Source organism: Rhodococcus sp. NPDC056960 (assembly GCF_042674125.1).
GTDB lineage: Bacteria > Actinomycetota > Actinomycetes > Mycobacteriales > Mycobacteriaceae > Rhodococcus_F.
Genome location: NZ_JBHURF010000011.1, coordinates 24,629 through 40,172 on the forward strand (window position 1 = coordinate 24,629; position 15,544 = coordinate 40,172).

The 15,544-nt window shown below is 69.3% G+C and carries 16 protein-coding genes and 1 riboswitch; of the genes, 7 read left to right on the forward strand and 9 right to left on the reverse strand.

The features are described from left to right. Window positions 1–91: 91 nt before the first annotated feature. A complete protein-coding gene (locus tag ACFTWF_RS18570; protein ID WP_378462663.1) occupies window positions 92–802 on the forward strand; it encodes a YciI family protein in 711 nt (236 codons plus the stop codon). Beyond that, entirely contained in the window at window positions 802–2,028 is a 1,227-nt protein-coding gene (locus ACFTWF_RS18575; RefSeq protein WP_378462664.1) for an RNA polymerase sigma factor, read from the forward strand. The genes ACFTWF_RS18570 and ACFTWF_RS18575 overlap by 1 nt, the downstream gene beginning before the upstream one ends. Here the strand turns inward: ACFTWF_RS18575 and ACFTWF_RS18580 are convergent. Genes ACFTWF_RS18580 through ACFTWF_RS18595 form a run of 4 tightly spaced genes read right to left on the reverse strand, consistent with a single transcriptional unit; the run spans window position 2,025 to window position 6,175 of the window. After that, on the reverse strand, window positions 2,025–3,050 hold the full coding sequence (locus ACFTWF_RS18580; RefSeq protein WP_378462665.1) for an agmatine/peptidylarginine deiminase: 1,026 nt from the start codon (window positions 3,048–3,050) through the stop codon (window positions 2,025–2,027). The two genes, ACFTWF_RS18575 and ACFTWF_RS18580, sit on opposite strands and share 4 nt — an antisense overlap. Continuing rightward, window positions 3,047–4,045: a nitrilase-related carbon-nitrogen hydrolase gene (locus ACFTWF_RS18585; RefSeq protein WP_378462666.1), complete on the reverse strand. Its 999-nt coding sequence runs from the start codon at window positions 4,043–4,045 to the stop codon at window positions 3,047–3,049. Before ACFTWF_RS18585 ends, ACFTWF_RS18580 begins: the two co-directional genes overlap by 4 nt. Next, window positions 4,042–4,665, reverse strand: a complete 624-nt coding sequence (locus ACFTWF_RS18590) for a TetR/AcrR family transcriptional regulator (RefSeq protein ID WP_378462667.1) — start codon at window positions 4,663–4,665, stop codon at window positions 4,042–4,044. The genes ACFTWF_RS18585 and ACFTWF_RS18590 overlap by 4 nt, the downstream gene beginning before the upstream one ends. Window positions 4,666–4,693: 28 nt before the next feature. Beyond that, window positions 4,694–6,175: a purine-cytosine permease family protein gene (locus tag ACFTWF_RS18595; protein WP_378462668.1), complete on the reverse strand. Its 1,482-nt coding sequence runs from the start codon at window positions 6,173–6,175 to the stop codon at window positions 4,694–4,696. Window positions 6,176–6,904: 729 nt separating this feature from the next. Next, window positions 6,905–7,019, forward strand: a riboswitch (SAM riboswitch). Window positions 7,020–7,070: 51 nt separating this feature from the next. On the opposite strand from ACFTWF_RS18595, the gene ACFTWF_RS18600 reads away from it, so the two are divergent. The 3 genes from ACFTWF_RS18600 to ACFTWF_RS18610 are packed head-to-tail and all read left to right on the forward strand — an operon-like array spanning window position 7,071 to window position 9,139. Next, on the forward strand, window positions 7,071–8,366 hold the full coding sequence (locus ACFTWF_RS18600) for an aminotransferase class V-fold PLP-dependent enzyme (protein WP_378462669.1): 1,296 nt from the start codon (window positions 7,071–7,073) through the stop codon (window positions 8,364–8,366). A 28-nt stretch (window positions 8,367–8,394) separates the two neighbouring features. After that, window positions 8,395–8,463: a putative leader peptide gene (locus ACFTWF_RS18605; RefSeq protein ID WP_369325290.1), complete on the forward strand. Its 69-nt coding sequence runs from the start codon at window positions 8,395–8,397 to the stop codon at window positions 8,461–8,463. A gap of 49 nt (window positions 8,464–8,512) precedes the next feature. Next, a complete protein-coding gene (locus ACFTWF_RS18610; RefSeq protein WP_378462670.1) occupies window positions 8,513–9,139 on the forward strand; it encodes a hypothetical protein in 627 nt (208 codons plus the stop codon). Window positions 9,140–9,144: 5 nt separating this feature from the next. Here ACFTWF_RS18610 and ACFTWF_RS18615 read toward each other — a convergent pair whose 3' ends face one another. The 3 genes from ACFTWF_RS18615 to ACFTWF_RS18625 form a co-directional block, all read right to left on the reverse strand. After that, window positions 9,145–9,654, reverse strand: coding sequence for a flavin reductase family protein (locus tag ACFTWF_RS18615; protein ID WP_378462894.1), 510 nt, complete (start codon window positions 9,652–9,654; stop codon window positions 9,145–9,147). A 164-nt stretch (window positions 9,655–9,818) separates the two neighbouring features. Further along, window positions 9,819–10,292, reverse strand: a complete 474-nt coding sequence (locus ACFTWF_RS18620; RefSeq protein WP_378462671.1) for a YbaK/EbsC family protein — start codon at window positions 10,290–10,292, stop codon at window positions 9,819–9,821. A 34-nt stretch (window positions 10,293–10,326) separates the two neighbouring features. Next, a complete protein-coding gene (locus ACFTWF_RS18625; RefSeq protein ID WP_378462672.1) occupies window positions 10,327–11,418 on the reverse strand; it encodes a hypothetical protein in 1,092 nt (363 codons plus the stop codon). 52 nt (window positions 11,419–11,470) lie between these two features. Here ACFTWF_RS18625 and ACFTWF_RS18630 point away from each other — a divergent pair, with 52 nt between their 5' ends. Next, window positions 11,471–12,121, forward strand: coding sequence for a TetR/AcrR family transcriptional regulator (locus tag ACFTWF_RS18630; protein WP_378462673.1), 651 nt, complete (start codon window positions 11,471–11,473; stop codon window positions 12,119–12,121). Here the strand turns inward: ACFTWF_RS18630 and ACFTWF_RS18635 are convergent. Together ACFTWF_RS18635 and ACFTWF_RS18640 are read right to left on the reverse strand one after the other, a co-directional pair. Beyond that, window positions 12,052–13,191, reverse strand: coding sequence for an alpha/beta fold hydrolase (locus tag ACFTWF_RS18635; RefSeq protein WP_378462674.1), 1,140 nt, complete (start codon window positions 13,189–13,191; stop codon window positions 12,052–12,054). The genes ACFTWF_RS18630 and ACFTWF_RS18635 overlap by 70 nt on opposite strands. A 75-nt stretch (window positions 13,192–13,266) precedes the next feature. Continuing rightward, on the reverse strand, window positions 13,267–14,583 hold the full coding sequence (locus ACFTWF_RS18640; RefSeq protein WP_378462675.1) for a monooxygenase: 1,317 nt from the start codon (window positions 14,581–14,583) through the stop codon (window positions 13,267–13,269). Window positions 14,584–14,665: 82 nt separating this feature from the next. On the opposite strand from ACFTWF_RS18640, the gene ACFTWF_RS18645 reads away from it, so the two are divergent. Beyond that, window positions 14,666–15,496 (forward strand): crotonase/enoyl-CoA hydratase family protein, encoded by an 831-nt coding sequence (locus ACFTWF_RS18645; protein ID WP_378462676.1) that lies wholly within the window; start codon window positions 14,666–14,668, stop codon window positions 15,494–15,496. The last annotated feature ends 48 nt before the right edge of the window (window positions 15,497–15,544 follow it).

A 15,544-nucleotide genomic window follows, 5' to 3' on the forward strand; every position in this document is an offset into this window, starting at 1 on the left:
TCTCGTCACACATGTAGAAGTTCCCCCGACTTCTTCGTCGTCTGGTCAGAAGGAGCACCCGAGTTCCTTCGAATCGCGGAAGGATGACGTCATGTACTACCTGGCATTGCTGGCGGGCGAGACGAACGCCACCGAATGGGGTCCGGACAGCCCGGAGTTCGCCGTGGCACTGGGGCGCCATCGGGCGTTCTGGGAGCGCGCCGGTTCCGCGCTCGTGGGCGGCGGGGCCCTGTACCCGAGCGCGGAGGCGGCGACCGTCAGGAACGAGGACGGGCGTGCGCTGATCACGGACGGCCCGTTCGCGGAGACGGCGGAGGTGATCGGTGGCTTTTACGTGCTCCAGGGATCGGACCTCGACGAGGTGCTGGAGGTCGCGCGGCACATTCCCGAGGCCGCCGAAGGGTCCGTCGAACTGTGGCCGATGGTCGAGTGGATGCCGGTGACCGATCAGAAGGGCTGCTGGTTGGCGCTGCTGCGGGAACCGGTGGCGGCGGTGGTGTCGCCGGGCACGCCCCAGTGGGACGAGGGCATGGCCGAGCACGAGAAGTTCGGCCGACTCGCCGGGTCCGCGATCCGCGGCGGCGGAGCCCTGCACACGCCGGACTCCGCGACCACGATCCGCGTCCGGGACGGGGAACTCCTGCTCACCGACGGACCCTTCGCCGAGACCGCGGAAGTCCCGAACGGCCTGTACGTGCTGGCCGCCGACGACCGTGACGCGGCGATCGCGTGGGCGGCGAAGATTCCGGTGTCGCCGAAAGGATGCATCGAACTCCGGCAGATCGTCGCCGACGGCGAGTAATGGACGACGACACTCTGAGCCGCATCTTCCGGGAGGAGTCCGGCCGGGCACTGGCGACGGTGGCACGCATGGTCGGCGACCTGTCCCTCGCGGAGGATGCGGTGCAGGACGCCTTCGCCGAGGCGCTCCGCAGCTGGCCGGATACGGGTCTGCCGAGGAATCCGGGCGCCTGGATCACGACCGTCGCCCGCCACCGGGCGCTGGACCGGCTGCGCCGGGAGTCGCTGCGCGGCGACAAGGAGCACGATGCGGCGCGGCTCGTTCCGGCTCCGGACGAGGAAGAGGTGTGGCCGGTGCGTGACGACCAGTTGCGGCTCATGTTCACGTGCTGCCACCCGGCTCTGTCCCCGGAGTCGCAGGTCGCGTTGACTCTCCGGCTGGTGGCAGGACTGCGACCGGCGGAGATCGCCCGGTTGCTTCTCGCCCCGGAACCGACCGTGTCCCAGCGACTCACCCGCGCCAAGTCGAAGATCCGGACCGCCGGTATCCCGTTCCGGGTTCCGCCCGACCATCTGCTGCCGGAGCGCACCCCACAGGTGCTGGCCTGCATCTACCTGGTATTTACCGAGGGCTATTCGGCCACGGCCGGCGACACCGCGATCCGGGACGAACTCTGCGACGAGGCATTGCGGCTCGGCCGGCTGCTGTGCGAGCTGATGCCGGACGAGGGGGAGGCGTGGGCGCTGCTGGCGCTCATGCTGTTCCACGACAGCAGGCGGTCCCAGCGCACCGACGACGCCGGCGATCTCGTCTCCCTCGAGGACCAGGACCGCGGGAGGTGGGACCGCGCGAAGATAGGCGAAGGTGTCGTGTGCCTGCGGGCCGCGCGGCGCCGGGGAGGCGGTCCGTACGGCGCGCAGGCCGCGATCGCCGCCGCCCACGCCACCGCCCCGAATTGGGCGGCCACCGAGTGGAACGCCGTCGTCGCCGGATACGACGAACTCTGCGCGTACGGGAACTCGCCCGCCGTCCGTCTCAACCGTGCTGTCGCGGTGGGATTCCGGGACGGCCCCGACGCCGGTCTCGCCGCGTTGGACACGCTCGCCGGGAATCCGCGGCTGGCGCGGACGCACGCCCTGCACGCCACCCGTGCCGACCTGCTGCGCAGGGCAGGCCGGCACGCCGAATCGAGCGAGGAGTACCGCACCGCGATCGGGCTGGCGGCGAACGAACCGACCCGTCGTTTCCTCGCCAGGCGACTGGCGGAGGTGGACGGTGCCCGTTAGATCCGCCCGCGCGGCTGGTGCTGGGTGATGCAGTGGATGCCGCCGCCCCGGGCGAAGATCTGCCGTGCGTCCACCGTGACGACGCGGCGTCCGGGATAGACGCTCGACAGGATGTCGCGGGCGACGGCGTCCCCGGGGTCGTCGAAGCCGCACGCGATGACGCCGCCGTTGACGACGAGGTGGTTGATGTAGCTGTAATCGACCCAGCCGTCCTCGTCGCGCAGGACGGTCGGGGCGGGCACGTCGACGATCTTCCACGGCGCACCGGAACGGTCACGACTGTCGGCGAGCGCCTTCCGGATCTCGGCGGTCACCTCGTGGTCGGGATGGGACCGGTCGCGCTGGGAGTGCAGCAGCACCACCCCGGGCGCGGGCAGCGCCGCGACGATGTCGACGTGCCCCTTGGTGCCGAATTTCTCGGAATCCCGCGTCAGACCACGCGGCAGCCAGACGACGTGTTCGGCGCCGATCGTGCGCGCGAGTTCCGCCTCGACACCGGCCGCGTCCAGTTCCGGGTTGCGCAACGGGTCGAGTTGCACCGTCTCGGTGACGAGCACGGTTCCGCGCCCGTCCACCTGGATACCGCCGCCCTCGTTGACCATCGACGACGGGACCGGGCAGGCCCCGGACCACGCCGTGACGGCCGCACCGATCGACCGGTCGTGGTCCCAGGCGGCCCAGTCCTGTTGCCCCCAGCCGTTGAACGTCCAGTCCACGGCACCGAGACAGTTCTCCTCGTCGAGGACGAACGTGGGACCGATGTCGCGCATCCAGGCGTCGTCGAGGGGAGCCTCGACCACGTCGATGTCCGAGGACAGGTACTTCCGGGCGACGTCGCGGTCGGCCGGATCGACAACCATGGTGACCGGTTCGAATTCGGCGACGGCGTGGGCGACGGCGGCCCACGCGGTCCGCGCCTCGTGGGCGCCCGCCTCCGTCGCGGTCATCGACGCCCCGAGGGGCGGGAACGCCATCCACACCCGCTCCTGCGGTTCGGTCTCGCTGGGCATCCGCCAGGTCATGACCGGGTCTCCGCGGCCGCCACCGCCGACGGCAGTCCGTAGGGGTGCTCGTGGTCCACCGGGTCCGTGAGCCGGGTGTACGTGTCGGGCCTGCGGGTGGTGAGGAACGGGAAGAGGTCGAGCCAGTCCTTGCGCTGATCCAGGTCGAGGTCGGCCACCAGGACCGCCTCCTCGTCGCGGGGAGCGGACACGAGCACGCGGCCGTAGGGGTCGGAGATGAACGAGGAACCGTAGAAGTCGATGCCGCCCTCGTTGCCGCAGCGGTTGGGGACCACCATGAATGTGCCACTGGTGATGCCGTTTCCGACGATCACGTGCTGCCAGATCGGCTGGGTGTCGAATGCCGGGAAGCTCGGCTCCGACCCGATGGCGGTGGGGTAGACGAGGATTTCGGCGCCGCCGAGCGAGTACATGCGGGACACCTCGGGGAACCACTCGTCCCAGCACGTCGGCAGTCCGATGGCGGCGCCGTCCAATTCGGCAGGCCGGTAGACGGGGTAGGAGTCGTCGGCGGGACCGCCGCGGAAGTAGGTGTCCTCGTAGTAGCCGGCGCTGACGGGGATGTGCAGCTTGCGGGTCCGGGAGAGCAGTTCGCCGGACGGGGCCACGAGGATGGCGGTGTTGAAGCCGAGACCGTCCGGGCCGTCGGCCTTCTCGTAGAGCGAGGCGTGGACGCAGACCTGGTGGCGGGCGGCAGCGGCGGCCGCGAAACTGTAGGTGGGTCCGGTCGTCAGGTCCTCGGCGTCGCGACCGGGTGTCCCGGTTGCGCGGACGTCGGCGGGGTACTTCGACAGCGTGAGTTCGGGCAGGAACACCACCGCCGCGCCGAGTGCCGCCGCTTCGCCGATCGCGTCGGTCAACGCGGTGCGCAGTGCGTCCGGATCGGCCTGCCAGCGGTGCTGCACCAACCCGACGCGCAGCGGAGTGCGTGTGGATTCCGTGGAGCGTGCGGGGGAGGAGGGTGCGGACGGGGCGGTGATCGTGCGGATGGTCATTGTTCTTCCTTCGGTCTGGTGACGGGGGTGTCGGTGGTGCGGTCGGTGGGCTCGGACATCACGATGTCGATCGCGCCGAGCAGGTGGGAGTGGGCGTCCGCGGTGGTGATCTCCTTGCAGAGCCACCGCCCGGACAGTCCCTCGACGAGGGCGGTCATCGTGACCGCGGTGGGCTGGGGGTCGAGTGAGCGGGAGATCTCGCCGGTGAGTTGCGCCTGCGTGATCGCGTCGGCGATCTCCGCGACCCAGGCCGCGGTGGTCCGTGCGAGTGGCTCCCGCAGGGCCTCCTCGTACACGGCGGAGGCGCGTAATTCGTTCCAGGCCAACGAGTTCTCCACCACCTCCGGGCGGTCCTGGATCTCACCGAGGAGGGAGCGGGTGAGCCGGTCGCGGGCGGAGTCGCCGGACTCCTCGCCTTCGCTGCGGTAGGCGCGGGCGCGGTCGTTGATGTAGTTCAGGGCGGCCTCGAGGAGGCCGATGCGATCCTTGAAGTGGTAGTACAGCAGGCCCGGCGACACGCCTGCGACTTCCGCGACATCGTTGACGCGAAGCCCGCGGATGCCTCGTTGGGCGATGGCCGTTGCGCTGGCCTTCAGAATCGCGTCGCGTCGCTCGCTCATCGGGAAATCTCCTTCGATTCGTGCCGTCTCAGGGTGTCGGCGCCTCGACCGGGGCCACGTGTTCGGGCCACAGTCGCAGCGCGACGAGGTAGCCGGCCACGGCGATGGCCGACGATCCGACAAGACTGACATCGACACCGTGCGCGATGTCGGCAAGGGGCCCCGAGTACAGCGACGTGTCGACGGCGAGAACGCCGAACAGGGATCCGGCCGCCCAGGGGATGACGGCGCGCAGGTTCCATCCGCCGGTGAACCAGTACCGCCCACCCCTATGGCCGAGGTTGAAGACCTGGAGGTCGACGGGGTCGTACCGACCTCGCCGCGCCACCAGGAACCCGGCTACGTTGATCGCCACCCAGGGTGCGGCGAAACCGTTGAGCACCAACGTCATCGCGGTGATGGAATCCACGGCGTCGACCACGAAGACGCCGATGTAGAGCAGTGCGACGGCGAGCGCCGACGTGATCAGGGTGGTGTGCACGCGTCGCAACCGGGGGATCAGCGCTTCCAGGTCGAGCCCGCTGGCGTAGACGTTGAGGACGCCCTGCCCGAGGCCGCCCGCCAGGGCGACGAGGACGATCGGCAGCACGTACCAGCCGGGCGCCTCCGCGACGAGGTCGGCGACGTAGGAGTCGCTGAGGGTGGTGAACGTCGAGGCGGTGAACGACCCGAACGCCGCGGTGAGGAACAGTCCGAAGAAGATGCCGGCCATGGTCGCCGCGACAATGGAACGGTCGGAGAACCGGACGCGGGAGATCCGCCTGCTGTAATCGCCCAGGGTGGGGGCATACGACAGCGGGCCGCCGACGGCCAGCACCACGGCCAGGATCCAGGTGGGCCAGAATCCGCCGAGCAGATAGTCGCCGCCCCCGCCCGCGCCGTGGAAGTGCCCACCGAAGGCGAACACGCCGAGGAGCAGGAGCGCGGCGACGACGGGCAGCACGAACTTCTGGAGCGCGACCACCGTGCCGTGGCCGAACAGCGCGACGGCGACGATTTCGGCGGCGATGATGCCGTAGCCGAGCGCGAGCATGCCGTTGTCGATCGGGGTGCCGAGCAGCCGGTGCGCGGCGGCGATCAGCGCGTCACCCGAGGTCCACACGGCGATCGCCGCGTAGGCGAGGGCGAACAGCAGGGTGAGGCCGGAGCCGATCATCCGCCCGCTGACTCCGAAGTGCGCGCCACTGGACACGGTGTTGTTCGTGCCGGTGCGCGGGCCCAGGAGCGACAGCGGGGCGATGAGGAGGGTGCCGAGCCCGATGCCGACCGCGCTGGCCGCGACCGCGCTGCCGAAACCGAGACCGAATGTGATGGGGAGCCAGCCGAACACGATCACCGAGAACGCCAGATTGCCGCCGAAGAACACGGCGAGCATGTTGAGCGGTCGCGAATCGCGTTCCGATTCGGGGATGTACTCCACGCCGATCGTCTCGACGTGTCCGAAACGGTCCTCCGGTGGGGAGGGGGCGGTGTCGTCGAGGGGCGTCGTCGGGTCGAGATTCGTGGACACTGCGGACCTCACTTTCGGTGGCGGAGGTGACCGTCATCACGTCCTGATGGGTATCGAAGATATTCCAAACTGAAAATTCAGTCAAGACCGGCGAATGGCGTGCGACATCGGCGACGGTGCGGAGTTTGCGCAGCTGACGAGTTCGGGCTGGATATGAGTGTGACCATTCATCTCATGTATTTCTTCGTCATCGGAGTGCCCGTGTCTGCCGCCGACGTCAACCGTCGTTCCGCGAACCGGTCCCGGCTCGCCGCAGCCGGGAGGGCGCCCGGTTCATCTGGCACGGAGGGTGGGCGGTGCGCCGCACAACGTCGTGACGGAACTCGGCGCAGCGTTCGACGGCAGGGGGCAGGACCTCCGGCCGCTCGCGGTCGCGCTGTCTGGGCTGTCGGAGTCCGGTGCCGAATTACTCTACCGGGCAGTGGCTTTGGTGCACGACAGCCGGACGGTACTGGCGACGCGGTCCGAACAGTGTTCGGCGATCGAGGATTTCGGCGCCGACCTGGACGTGCTCGCGGATCGGCTCCGCAGCAGCGACCCCTCCGCCGTCCAGCCGTGGGATTCGAAACCGAAGGCGGACCCGAACAATCTGGACCTCAACCCGATTGCGAATCGGCTGGCCCCGCTCCTCGGGGTGACGCCTCGCCGACGCGAGTTCACCTCTGCGGCCCCGGGCCCTCCCGGCTTTCGGGTTGACAACTGCGCGCCGATCCTGCAATCTTCGAAACAGGTCACGAGTACCAGCGTCAAGCCCCGGCTAGCTGGTCGGCAACCCTCCACCGCGGCGGGGTGCTCCGGGTGACGACCAGGCTGAGGTTCACACCGAACCCGGCAAGCGCGGACTCTGAGAGGGCACCGACCCTGCGACGAGTCCCTGACTACGAGGGATGTCGTGATGACTGCTGTATTGACCGCCGACGTGTGTGTTGCCCCGCTGGCCCAGGTTTCGGGCTCCGACCTGCGGGTTCCGCTGGTGCAGGGGGGCGACTGCACCTACGTCAACTTCGACTACGCCGCCAGCGCCCCTGCCCTGGCGCAGGTCACCGACCGCATCGCGGCGCTGCTGCCCACCTATTCGAGCGTGCACCGCGGCGCCGGCTACGCGTCGCGGATCTCGACCGACTGCTACGAGAAGTCCCGCGACTCCGTTGCCCGGTTCGTCGGTGCGACCGACGACCAGGTGGTGGTGTTCACCCGCAACACGACCGACTCGCTGAATCTGCTCGCCGGATGCGTTCCCGGCAGCACCGTGGTCCTCGACATCGAACACCACGCGAATCTGTTGCCGTGGAAGGGCTCTCGCGTCGTGCGGGCTGCGGACACACTGACCGAGACCGTCCGGCTGCTCGTCGCGGAACTGTGCTCGAAGCCCACCGCCCTGCTCGCGGTGACGGGCGCTTCCAACGTCACCGGTGAAGTGCTGCCGATCGCGGCGCTCGCCGAGGTTGCACATCGTTGCGGTGCAAGGATTCTCGTCGACGCCGCGCAACTCGCGCCGCACCGCCGCATCGACCTCGCGGAATGCGGTGTCGACTATCTCGCGTTCTCCGGGCACAAGCTGTACGCCCCGTTCGGCGCGGGTGTGCTGGTGGGCCGCCGGGACTGGCTCGACGCCGCCGACCCCTACCTCGCGGGCGGCGGAGCGGTGCGCAACGTGACCGTCGAATCCACCCAGTGGGCGCCCGCCCCTGCCCGGCACGAGGCAGGCACCCCCAACGTGCTCGGTGCCGCGGCCCTCGCTGCCGCGTGCGACGCGCTGTCCGCGCTGGACTTCGGCACCGTGGCCGAACACGAGGCCGCGCTCACCGCCCGGCTCCACGACGGACTGGGCTGCGTCGACGGACTGGAGTTCCTGCGGCTGTGGTCGGACGCCCCCGACACGGTCGGAATCGTGACGTTCACGATCGACGGCTTCGAGCCGGGGGAGATCGCCGCCTACCTGTCCGCCGAGCACGGCATCGGAGTGCGCGACGGCCGCTTCTGCGCGCATCCGCTGCTGGGACGCCTCGGGCGGCCCGGCGGCGCCGTCCGGGTGAGTGTCGGGCTCGGCAGTTGCTCGGCAGACGTGGATCGGCTGGTCGAGGCCGTGCGCACCCTGGTCGCCGGTCGTCGGAACTGGGACTACGCCAAGGAGAGCGGACAGTGGAATCCGGTGCCGGAGACCCGGTTTTCGCGGGACGCGCTAGTATGACCCCATGGCATCGCAGGCTGGGAGCACAATGATTGCTCACTGGTGCCGTCGGCATGTCGATCTGTGCCGAACCGCCTCGGGTATGTGTTCGAGCTGACCGTTCTGCCGGCTCCGTTTCATTCACACGTCATTCCCGAGGAACCCCAATGTCTCGAGACAATGCCTTCGTTTCCCGTCCCCTTCGCGTCGCCGTCGAACTGACCGGATCGGGTCACCACCCGGCGGCCGAGGGCGCCGTGGGCACGCGGCCCGTCAACGGCGCCGACTACTGGGTGGACCTGACCGCCGATTCGACGGATCAGCTCGACCTCACATCGTTCCCGCCGAACGTCGTCCGGATCCGGGCGTCCGATCTGCGTGAGGCGCAGCAGCAACGCGCACGGATCCGCGCCGAACTCGTCGCGGACGGCCGGAACCCCGACGGCGTCACCGTCCTGGTGGACCTCGAGGTGCTCATCGCCACCGAAGCCCGTGCGGCGCGCAAGGAACTCGCCCTCCTCGACAGCGCGCTGGAGACCCCGCGTGAACCAGTGTCGCTGCAGTACATCGGAACTCCGGTGGGTCTGGCCGGGCTCATCGCCGACATCCAGGCGGCTGGCGTCGCCGACGGTGTGACGCTGCTGCCGCTGTCGCTGCCGAGGGTTCTGGAACAGCTCGTCGACGGCACCCTTCCGTGGCTGGAGGAACGTGGCCTCGTCACGTCCGCCGACGCCGTCGACGAAGCGCTGCGTCGCTTCGACCTGCCCCGCCGCGAGCGGGTGCTCGCTTCCTGATCCGGTCAGTTGCCGTTGTTCGTCGAACTCAGCGGCGTGGGCCGGTAGTACCGGCCCTCGTGGTAGAGCAGGGGAGCGGACGCGGAATCGTCGTCGGCCTCGGCGTGGACGCGGGTGACGAGGCCGATCACGAGCGTGTGGTCGCCGACGGGAAGCAACTGGTCCACGACGACCCGCAACCAGCTGGGAGTTCCGTGGAGGACCGGTTCGCCGGTGCCGAGCCGCGCCCAGAGCGACTCGTCGCTGAACCGTTGGTCGGCGCTGCGCGAGAATCGCTGAGCCAGGTGCTGCTGGTGCTCCCCGAGAAGGTGGATCACCAGCGACTCCGCTGAATGCAGCGCCTCGATGCTCGACGACGTGTTCGCGATGTTGAACGACACCAGCGGCGGATCCAGGGACACGGAGGAGAACGAGGACGCGGTGAAGCCGACGGGGCCGGATCCGGCGTCGAGGGTCACGATGGTGACCCCCGCGGGGTGACGACGCAGGGCTGCGCGGTAGTCGTCCGCGCTGATTCCGGGCGCGGGTCGGGGATCGCGGGGGAGACGCGAACCATCGACGGTCTCGGCGTGCTCGGCTCTGTCGGACACATCATTCTCCGGGTCGGCCCGTGCGGGTCACTGTGCCACTCGCGGTCACGAGATGTGCCGTCAACTATAGGGGCGCTGCAGACAGGGGTTCAGTCGACGTCGATCGCGAGGCCGGCGGTGATCCGCACCAACTCCGAGAACGACGTGCGGAACACGGTGTCCGGGTGCCCGGCGGCCGCCCACAGTTCCGCGTGCTCCGACAAGGCGTTGTCGACATAGGTCGGGAGATTGGTGGGATGGCCGAGCGGGGCGATACCGCCGATCGGCTGGCCGGTGGCTATCCGCACCATGTCGAGAGGTGCCTGGGTCAGATTTCCCTGCAGCCGTTTGCCGGTGTTCGCCAGATCCACCTCGTGCGCCCCCGACACGAGAAGGAGGATCGGATCGTCGTCGAGAAGGAACACCAGCGACTTGGTGATGGCCCCGATGTCGACGCCCAGGGATTCCGCTGCCTCGGCCGCGGAGTGGGTGGAGTCGGGCTGGGTCACGATCACCCCATGGTGTCCTCGCGCGATCAGTGTCTCGGCGACATGCGCGGCGTGGGGGTGCAGGGGCGTCGGCATGAACCAAGAGTAGGTCCATTCCTCCGGAACGACATCAAGAAGCGTCGTCCGACACGACATCGGAACGGGGCGTAGTCGATTCCGCCTTCCGGAGACGTCTGGCGGTGAACCCGAACAGCAGTCCCAGACCGACCGCAGAGTACAGCGCGAGGGCGAGTGCGGGCTGTCCCAGCCCGACGCCGTCGAAGTACACGATGCTGCGAATTCCCTCGGTACCGGCGCCGGGGGTGATCCAGCGGCCGATGGCCGAATAGAAGGCGGGGATGACGTTGGAACCGAACGCCCCGCCGGCGCTGGGGTTGCCCAGAATCACGAAGACGGCGATCGCGAGCGGCACCGCGAGGACGCCGACGGCGGCCCGCAGTCCGAGGGTGAACACGGCAGTGCCGAAGACGACGCCGGTGCCGAGCAGCCACAGTGGGAACCAGTGGCCTGCGAACGTGCCGAGCACATGGGTGGTGATCAGGGCGCCGAGGGCACCCGAGACGACGGCGTAGCCGAGGAGGACCGCCGTGTGCGCGGCGGCCTGACGCAGCGTCCGCGGAGCACCGATGAACAGACCGATCGCCGCTGCGAGCAGGTAGCCGCCGACCACCCACCCGACCGCCAGATAGAAACCGGACAGGCCGCGGTTGTCGTGGACGCCGACGGGAATCTCGTCGCGGACCGTGAACTGGCGGCCCTGACTGTTCTCCACCTGGGCGAACACCGACTCCAGCGCGCTGGAGATGGAACTGCCGCCCGCGCTCGCCGTGATCAGGGTGTCGGGTCCGGCCGGATTCACGACGAACGCGCCCTGGATCTCGCGGTCGTGGAGGAGCCGCCGCGCTTCCGCGGTGTCCGCGATGACACGTGCCCGGAGCGGGCGGCCGTCGATCGCATCGAGCCGGTCGGCGACCTGCTGATCCGTGCCGGCGGGCAATCCCGCCGACGCGACGACGGCGATCTCGATGTCGCGCGGGGTGGGCTGATGGAACGCCGCGACGTAGCTGAGGACGAATCCGAGCTGCAACAGGAGGACGCCGAAGACCAGCGCGACCATCACCTTCGGTGCCCCGTATTTCGACACCGGACTGTCGTGGTGCGGTTGGGTGCGACTGGTTGTGTCGCTGGCGGTCGTGGTCATCTGACGTCCTCGATCCTTGTCGATACCGTGGGTATTGAATACCCTAGGTATCGTGACTGAAGATCGTCAACCGGACCGTCGTCACACCGAATGGACGCCCGCGACGCGTCCCGGTCGTGACGTCGTACGTCAACGCCTCCTGGACGCTGCGGCGGAGGAATTCGCCGAACGCGGTTTCAGCGCGGCCAGGCTCGCCGAGGTCGCGCGCCGCGCCGGGTTCACCAAGGGTGCGGTCTACTCGAACTTCGACTCGAAGCAGGACCTGTTCGCCGAACTCTTCGCTGCGCGCTCACTCGAACTGGCGGGACGGGTGCTCGCCGAGATCTCCGGCATGAACCCGTCGGACGCCGCGGGCACGGGCGGCGAGGCCATCGCGTCGTGGATGGTGCGCGAGCCGGGATGGTCGTTGCTGGTCCTCGAATTCGGCGTGCTCGCCGCCCGCGACCCGCAGGTCGCGCAGGCTTATCTGCGGGAGAGGCGGCAGTTGCGGGGCAAACTCGTCGAATTGATCGGCGAGCGGGCCCGGGAGTGGGGAGTGAACGAGGGCTTCGACGTCCGCACCACCGCCATCTCGCTGATGGCTCTCATTTCGGGACTCGTCCTGGAGCATTCCGTCGACCCCGAGGAAGTGGATCAGCCGACGATGGGCGCGGCGGTCACCGCACTGTTCGCGGGCGCAGTAGCCCGGGCCGGGCTGATCTGAACTGCCCGGGCCGCGCTGACCTGATCACTGCCCAGGAAACTGTCGATGTACGCCCAGGTGGAGTCTTTCGCCTTCGGGCCCGCGACGAGACCCAGATGACTGCCCGGCGCGGACTCGAACCGCACCGACGGGGAACCGGTGAGCACGTCGGTCGCCGCCCGCACCGAGGCAATCGGGGCGATGACGTCCTCGGTGCCGCCGATCGCGAGGACCGGCACCGTGAGGTCGGCCAGGGCGATCGCGCGGTTCCGGGTCTCGAAGCTCCCCGCGGCGAGCGCGTTCCCGAGGATCAGCTGAGTGCAGACCTGGCGGAAGAAGCGTGCCGGGTAACCGGGCATGTCGGCCATGAACCGGTCGATGGACTCCATGCGGGCCAGGGTCTCGGTGTCGTGGAGATTCCGCGCGATGAACCACGGCTTCGTGAGCTCGCGCTGGAGTGCGGTGAACCGGTAACTGGCCTGGACCAGCGGAGCGGGCAGTCCGCCCATCGCTCGCGTGGCGGTGGTCAGGGGGCGATCACCGGTGAACCGGCCGACCACGCGGAGCGGCGCGATCATGGTCACCGACTCGTAGTCGATGGGCGTGCCGATCGCCGTCACCGAATTGATCGGCAGATCGGTCCGGCCTGCGGCCGTCAGCAGCGACATCGTTCCGCCGAGGCTCCAGCCGATCAGGTCGACGGCCGATCCGTCGTGGAGGCGGGACACGCGGTCGACGGCCGCCGGGATGATGTCGTCGATCCAGTCCTCGAAGCCGAGACCGCGGTCGGAGTACCCCATCGTGCCGTAGTCGACGAGATACGTCGCCTTCCCGGTACCGGCGAGATGCGCGGCCAGGCTCTGGCCCGGACGCAGGTCGAAGCACTGCGCGGGCGCCGCGAGCGGAGGCACGAGAAGGATGGGCCTGCCACCGTCGGCCTCGCCGTCGAACCGGTGCAGGTCCTGATGGGGTGCCTCGTGGATGAGCGTCGACGGGGTCCGCTGGACCGGCGCGATCCCGCCGCCGAACGACAGTCGCCAGGCGTTGCGGGTCAGCGTGTTCAGCGTGGGGTTCCAGGCGATGTCGAGCACGGATTTCCTCTCGGGGCGGCACAGATCCTGCATGTATCTGTTACGACAACATACAGGTAATCCGGTGGTCGCTCGTCAGCGGGACGCGAGCAGAACGCGCAACACCGTCGACGGCCGCAGCAACGCTCCGGGACGGTCGAGGAGATGCGTCACCCGCAGGAATGCGGACCCGACCGCCGGGTCGACGGCCGCCGCCCGGTCGATCCGGGACGCGTACGCGTTCGCCATCCGCACCCGCGCCGAGCGCCGTCCGGGCACCGCCGGAATCCGGAGGTCGTTGTCGACGGTGAGGTTCCATGCCGCGTCGATGCACCGATTCGCCCCGCGCAGGAACCGGCGGGCGAGCCGCGTCCGTCCCGACCGCAGGCAGTCCCGCAGGACGGTCGCCTCCACCGCGGCGACGCTCATCCCCTGGCCGTAGATGGGATTGAACGAGCAGATCGCGTCCGCGAACGGCAGATAGTTCGACGGCAGATCGTCCGCGGAATAGCGCCGGCGGACGGTGGTCGGGATCCGGTAGCGCACGCCGTCGTCCACCGGCGCGGCGGTGCGCAGCGCGTCGTACATGTCCGGGGCGGGAAACGACTTCACGAAGTCGAGGAAACCGTCCGCGTCCAGCGGCGGCACGTCGTCGCCGTATCCGGCGAGGGTGACGATCCAGGTGCCGTCCTCCTGCACACCCATGAATCCACTGCGCGGATGCGACGGTCCCGGTGCCATCCCGATCCCGGAATCCCCGTCGAGGTGGGGTGGCTCGAGCCGGAAGTGCCGCGTCGCGTACGTGACGTCGACGGCCACCCGCGACTCGGGCGGGGGCGCGAACCCCAGCGCGGCGAGCCGGGCGACGCTCTGGGAACTCCGGCCCGACGAGTCCACCACGAGATCGGCCGCGACGACCTCCGGCGGGACGCCATCCCGGTGCTGCACGGACACGCCGGTCATCCGCCCGTCCTCGACGGTGAGGGTCGTGACGTCCGACCGGTCGACGATCCGGACATTCGGCAGGGCCCGCACCCGTCGGCGCATGTGCCACTCGACGAGCGCCCGGCTCGCGAGAATGCCGGGAACCCCGCTGGTCTCGCGGGCCATCCGGTGCCCGTCGACGACCCACCGGATGTCGCCGAGTGCGTCGCCTCCGGTGGCGCCGAGAGCGAGGAGTTCGGCCACGAACCCCGGCAGGAGATCCTCCATCGCGGCCTGCCCGCCGGCGAGAAGAGCGTGCACGTGCCGGGCCTGCGGCACGCACCTGCGCGGGGTGGCCGTCTCGGGCAGGATGTCGCGATCGAGGACGGTGACGTTCCGGCAGATGCCGGCGAGAGCGGCCGCGGCCAGCAATCCGCCCATCCCGGCGCCGATGACGACGGCGCCGTCGGGGCTCGTCGGGTGAGTCATCGACGCGGTCCGTTCGCACGGCGGTGCAGAGACCTCCAGGGTATTTCGCCGGGCCTGTTCGAGCGGTGGTTACTCTTGAGTAATGACCGAACAGAAGACCTGGAATGCGTTCACCGTCGAGCGCAAGGATCACGTCGCGCAGGTGACGCTCGTCGGGCCCGGGAAGGGCAACGCGATGGGCCCGGATTTCTGGAGCGAGCTCCCCGAGATCTTCGGTGAACTCGACGCCGATCCGGAGGTGCGGGCCGTCGTCATCGCCGGTTCCGGGAAGAACTTCTCCTTCGGTCTCGACCTGCCCGCCATGAGCGGCAGCTTCGGCTCCGTCCTCGCAGACAAGGCACAGGCCGGTCCCCGCACCACGTTCCACGACATGATCAAGCGGATGCAGTCGGGCATCAACGCGGTCGCCGACTGCCGCAAGCCGGTGATCGCGGCCGTCCAGGGCTGGTGCATCGGCGGCGGCGTCGATCTGATCTCCGCCGCCGACATCCGGTACGCGAGCACCGACGCGAAGTTCAGCATCCGGGAAGTCAAGGTCGCCATCGTCGCCGACATGGGCAGCTTCGCGCGGCTGCCCGCCATCATCGGTGACGGTCACCTGCGGGAACTGGCGCTCACCGGCAAGGACATCGACGCCGCCCGCGCGGAGAAGATCGGCCTCGTCAACGACGTCGTCGAGGACGCCGACGCGGTCCTCGCCGCCGCGCACGCGACCGCAGCCGAGATCGCGGCGAACCCGCCGCTCGTCGTGCACGGCATCAAGGACGTCCTCGACCACTCCCGCGCCGCCGCCGTCGACGACAGCCTGCGCTACGTCGCCGCGTGGAATGCGGCATTCCTGCCGTCGCAGGACCTGACCGAGGCGATCACCGCCGTCTTCGAGAGGCGCACCCCCGAGTTCAAGGGGGAGTGATCCGTCCGCACTGTCGCGACCGGACGCTCATCCGCAGGTAAAGCCCAG

What these genes read in the sequence shown, in the direction of transcription:
- ACFTWF_RS18570 (WP_378462663.1), top strand. Translation starts at nt 92, where the DNA reads ATGTACTACCTGGCATTGCTGGCGGGCGAGACGAACGCCACCGAATGG.
- ACFTWF_RS18575 (WP_378462664.1), top strand. Translation starts at nt 802, where the DNA reads ATGGACGACGACACTCTGAGCCGCATCTTCCGGGAGGAGTCCGGCCGG.
- ACFTWF_RS18580 (WP_378462665.1), bottom strand. Translation starts at nt 3,050, where the DNA reads ATGACCTGGCGGATGCCCAGCGAGACCGAACCGCAGGAGCGGGTGTGG.
- ACFTWF_RS18585 (WP_378462666.1), bottom strand. Translation starts at nt 4,045, where the DNA reads ATGACCATCCGCACGATCACCGCCCCGTCCGCACCCTCCTCCCCCGCA.
- ACFTWF_RS18590 (WP_378462667.1), bottom strand. Translation starts at nt 4,665, where the DNA reads ATGAGCGAGCGACGCGACGCGATTCTGAAGGCCAGCGCAACGGCCATC.
- ACFTWF_RS18600 (WP_378462669.1), top strand. Translation starts at nt 7,071, where the DNA reads ATGACTGCTGTATTGACCGCCGACGTGTGTGTTGCCCCGCTGGCCCAG.
- ACFTWF_RS18610 (WP_378462670.1), top strand. Translation starts at nt 8,513, where the DNA reads ATGTCTCGAGACAATGCCTTCGTTTCCCGTCCCCTTCGCGTCGCCGTC.
- ACFTWF_RS18620 (WP_378462671.1), bottom strand. Translation starts at nt 10,292, where the DNA reads ATGCCGACGCCCCTGCACCCCCACGCCGCGCATGTCGCCGAGACACTG.
- ACFTWF_RS18625 (WP_378462672.1), bottom strand. Translation starts at nt 11,418, where the DNA reads ATGACCACGACCGCCAGCGACACAACCAGTCGCACCCAACCGCACCAC.
- ACFTWF_RS18640 (WP_378462675.1), bottom strand. Translation starts at nt 14,583, where the DNA reads ATGACTCACCCGACGAGCCCCGACGGCGCCGTCGTCATCGGCGCCGGG.
- ACFTWF_RS18645 (WP_378462676.1), top strand. Translation starts at nt 14,666, where the DNA reads ATGACCGAACAGAAGACCTGGAATGCGTTCACCGTCGAGCGCAAGGAT.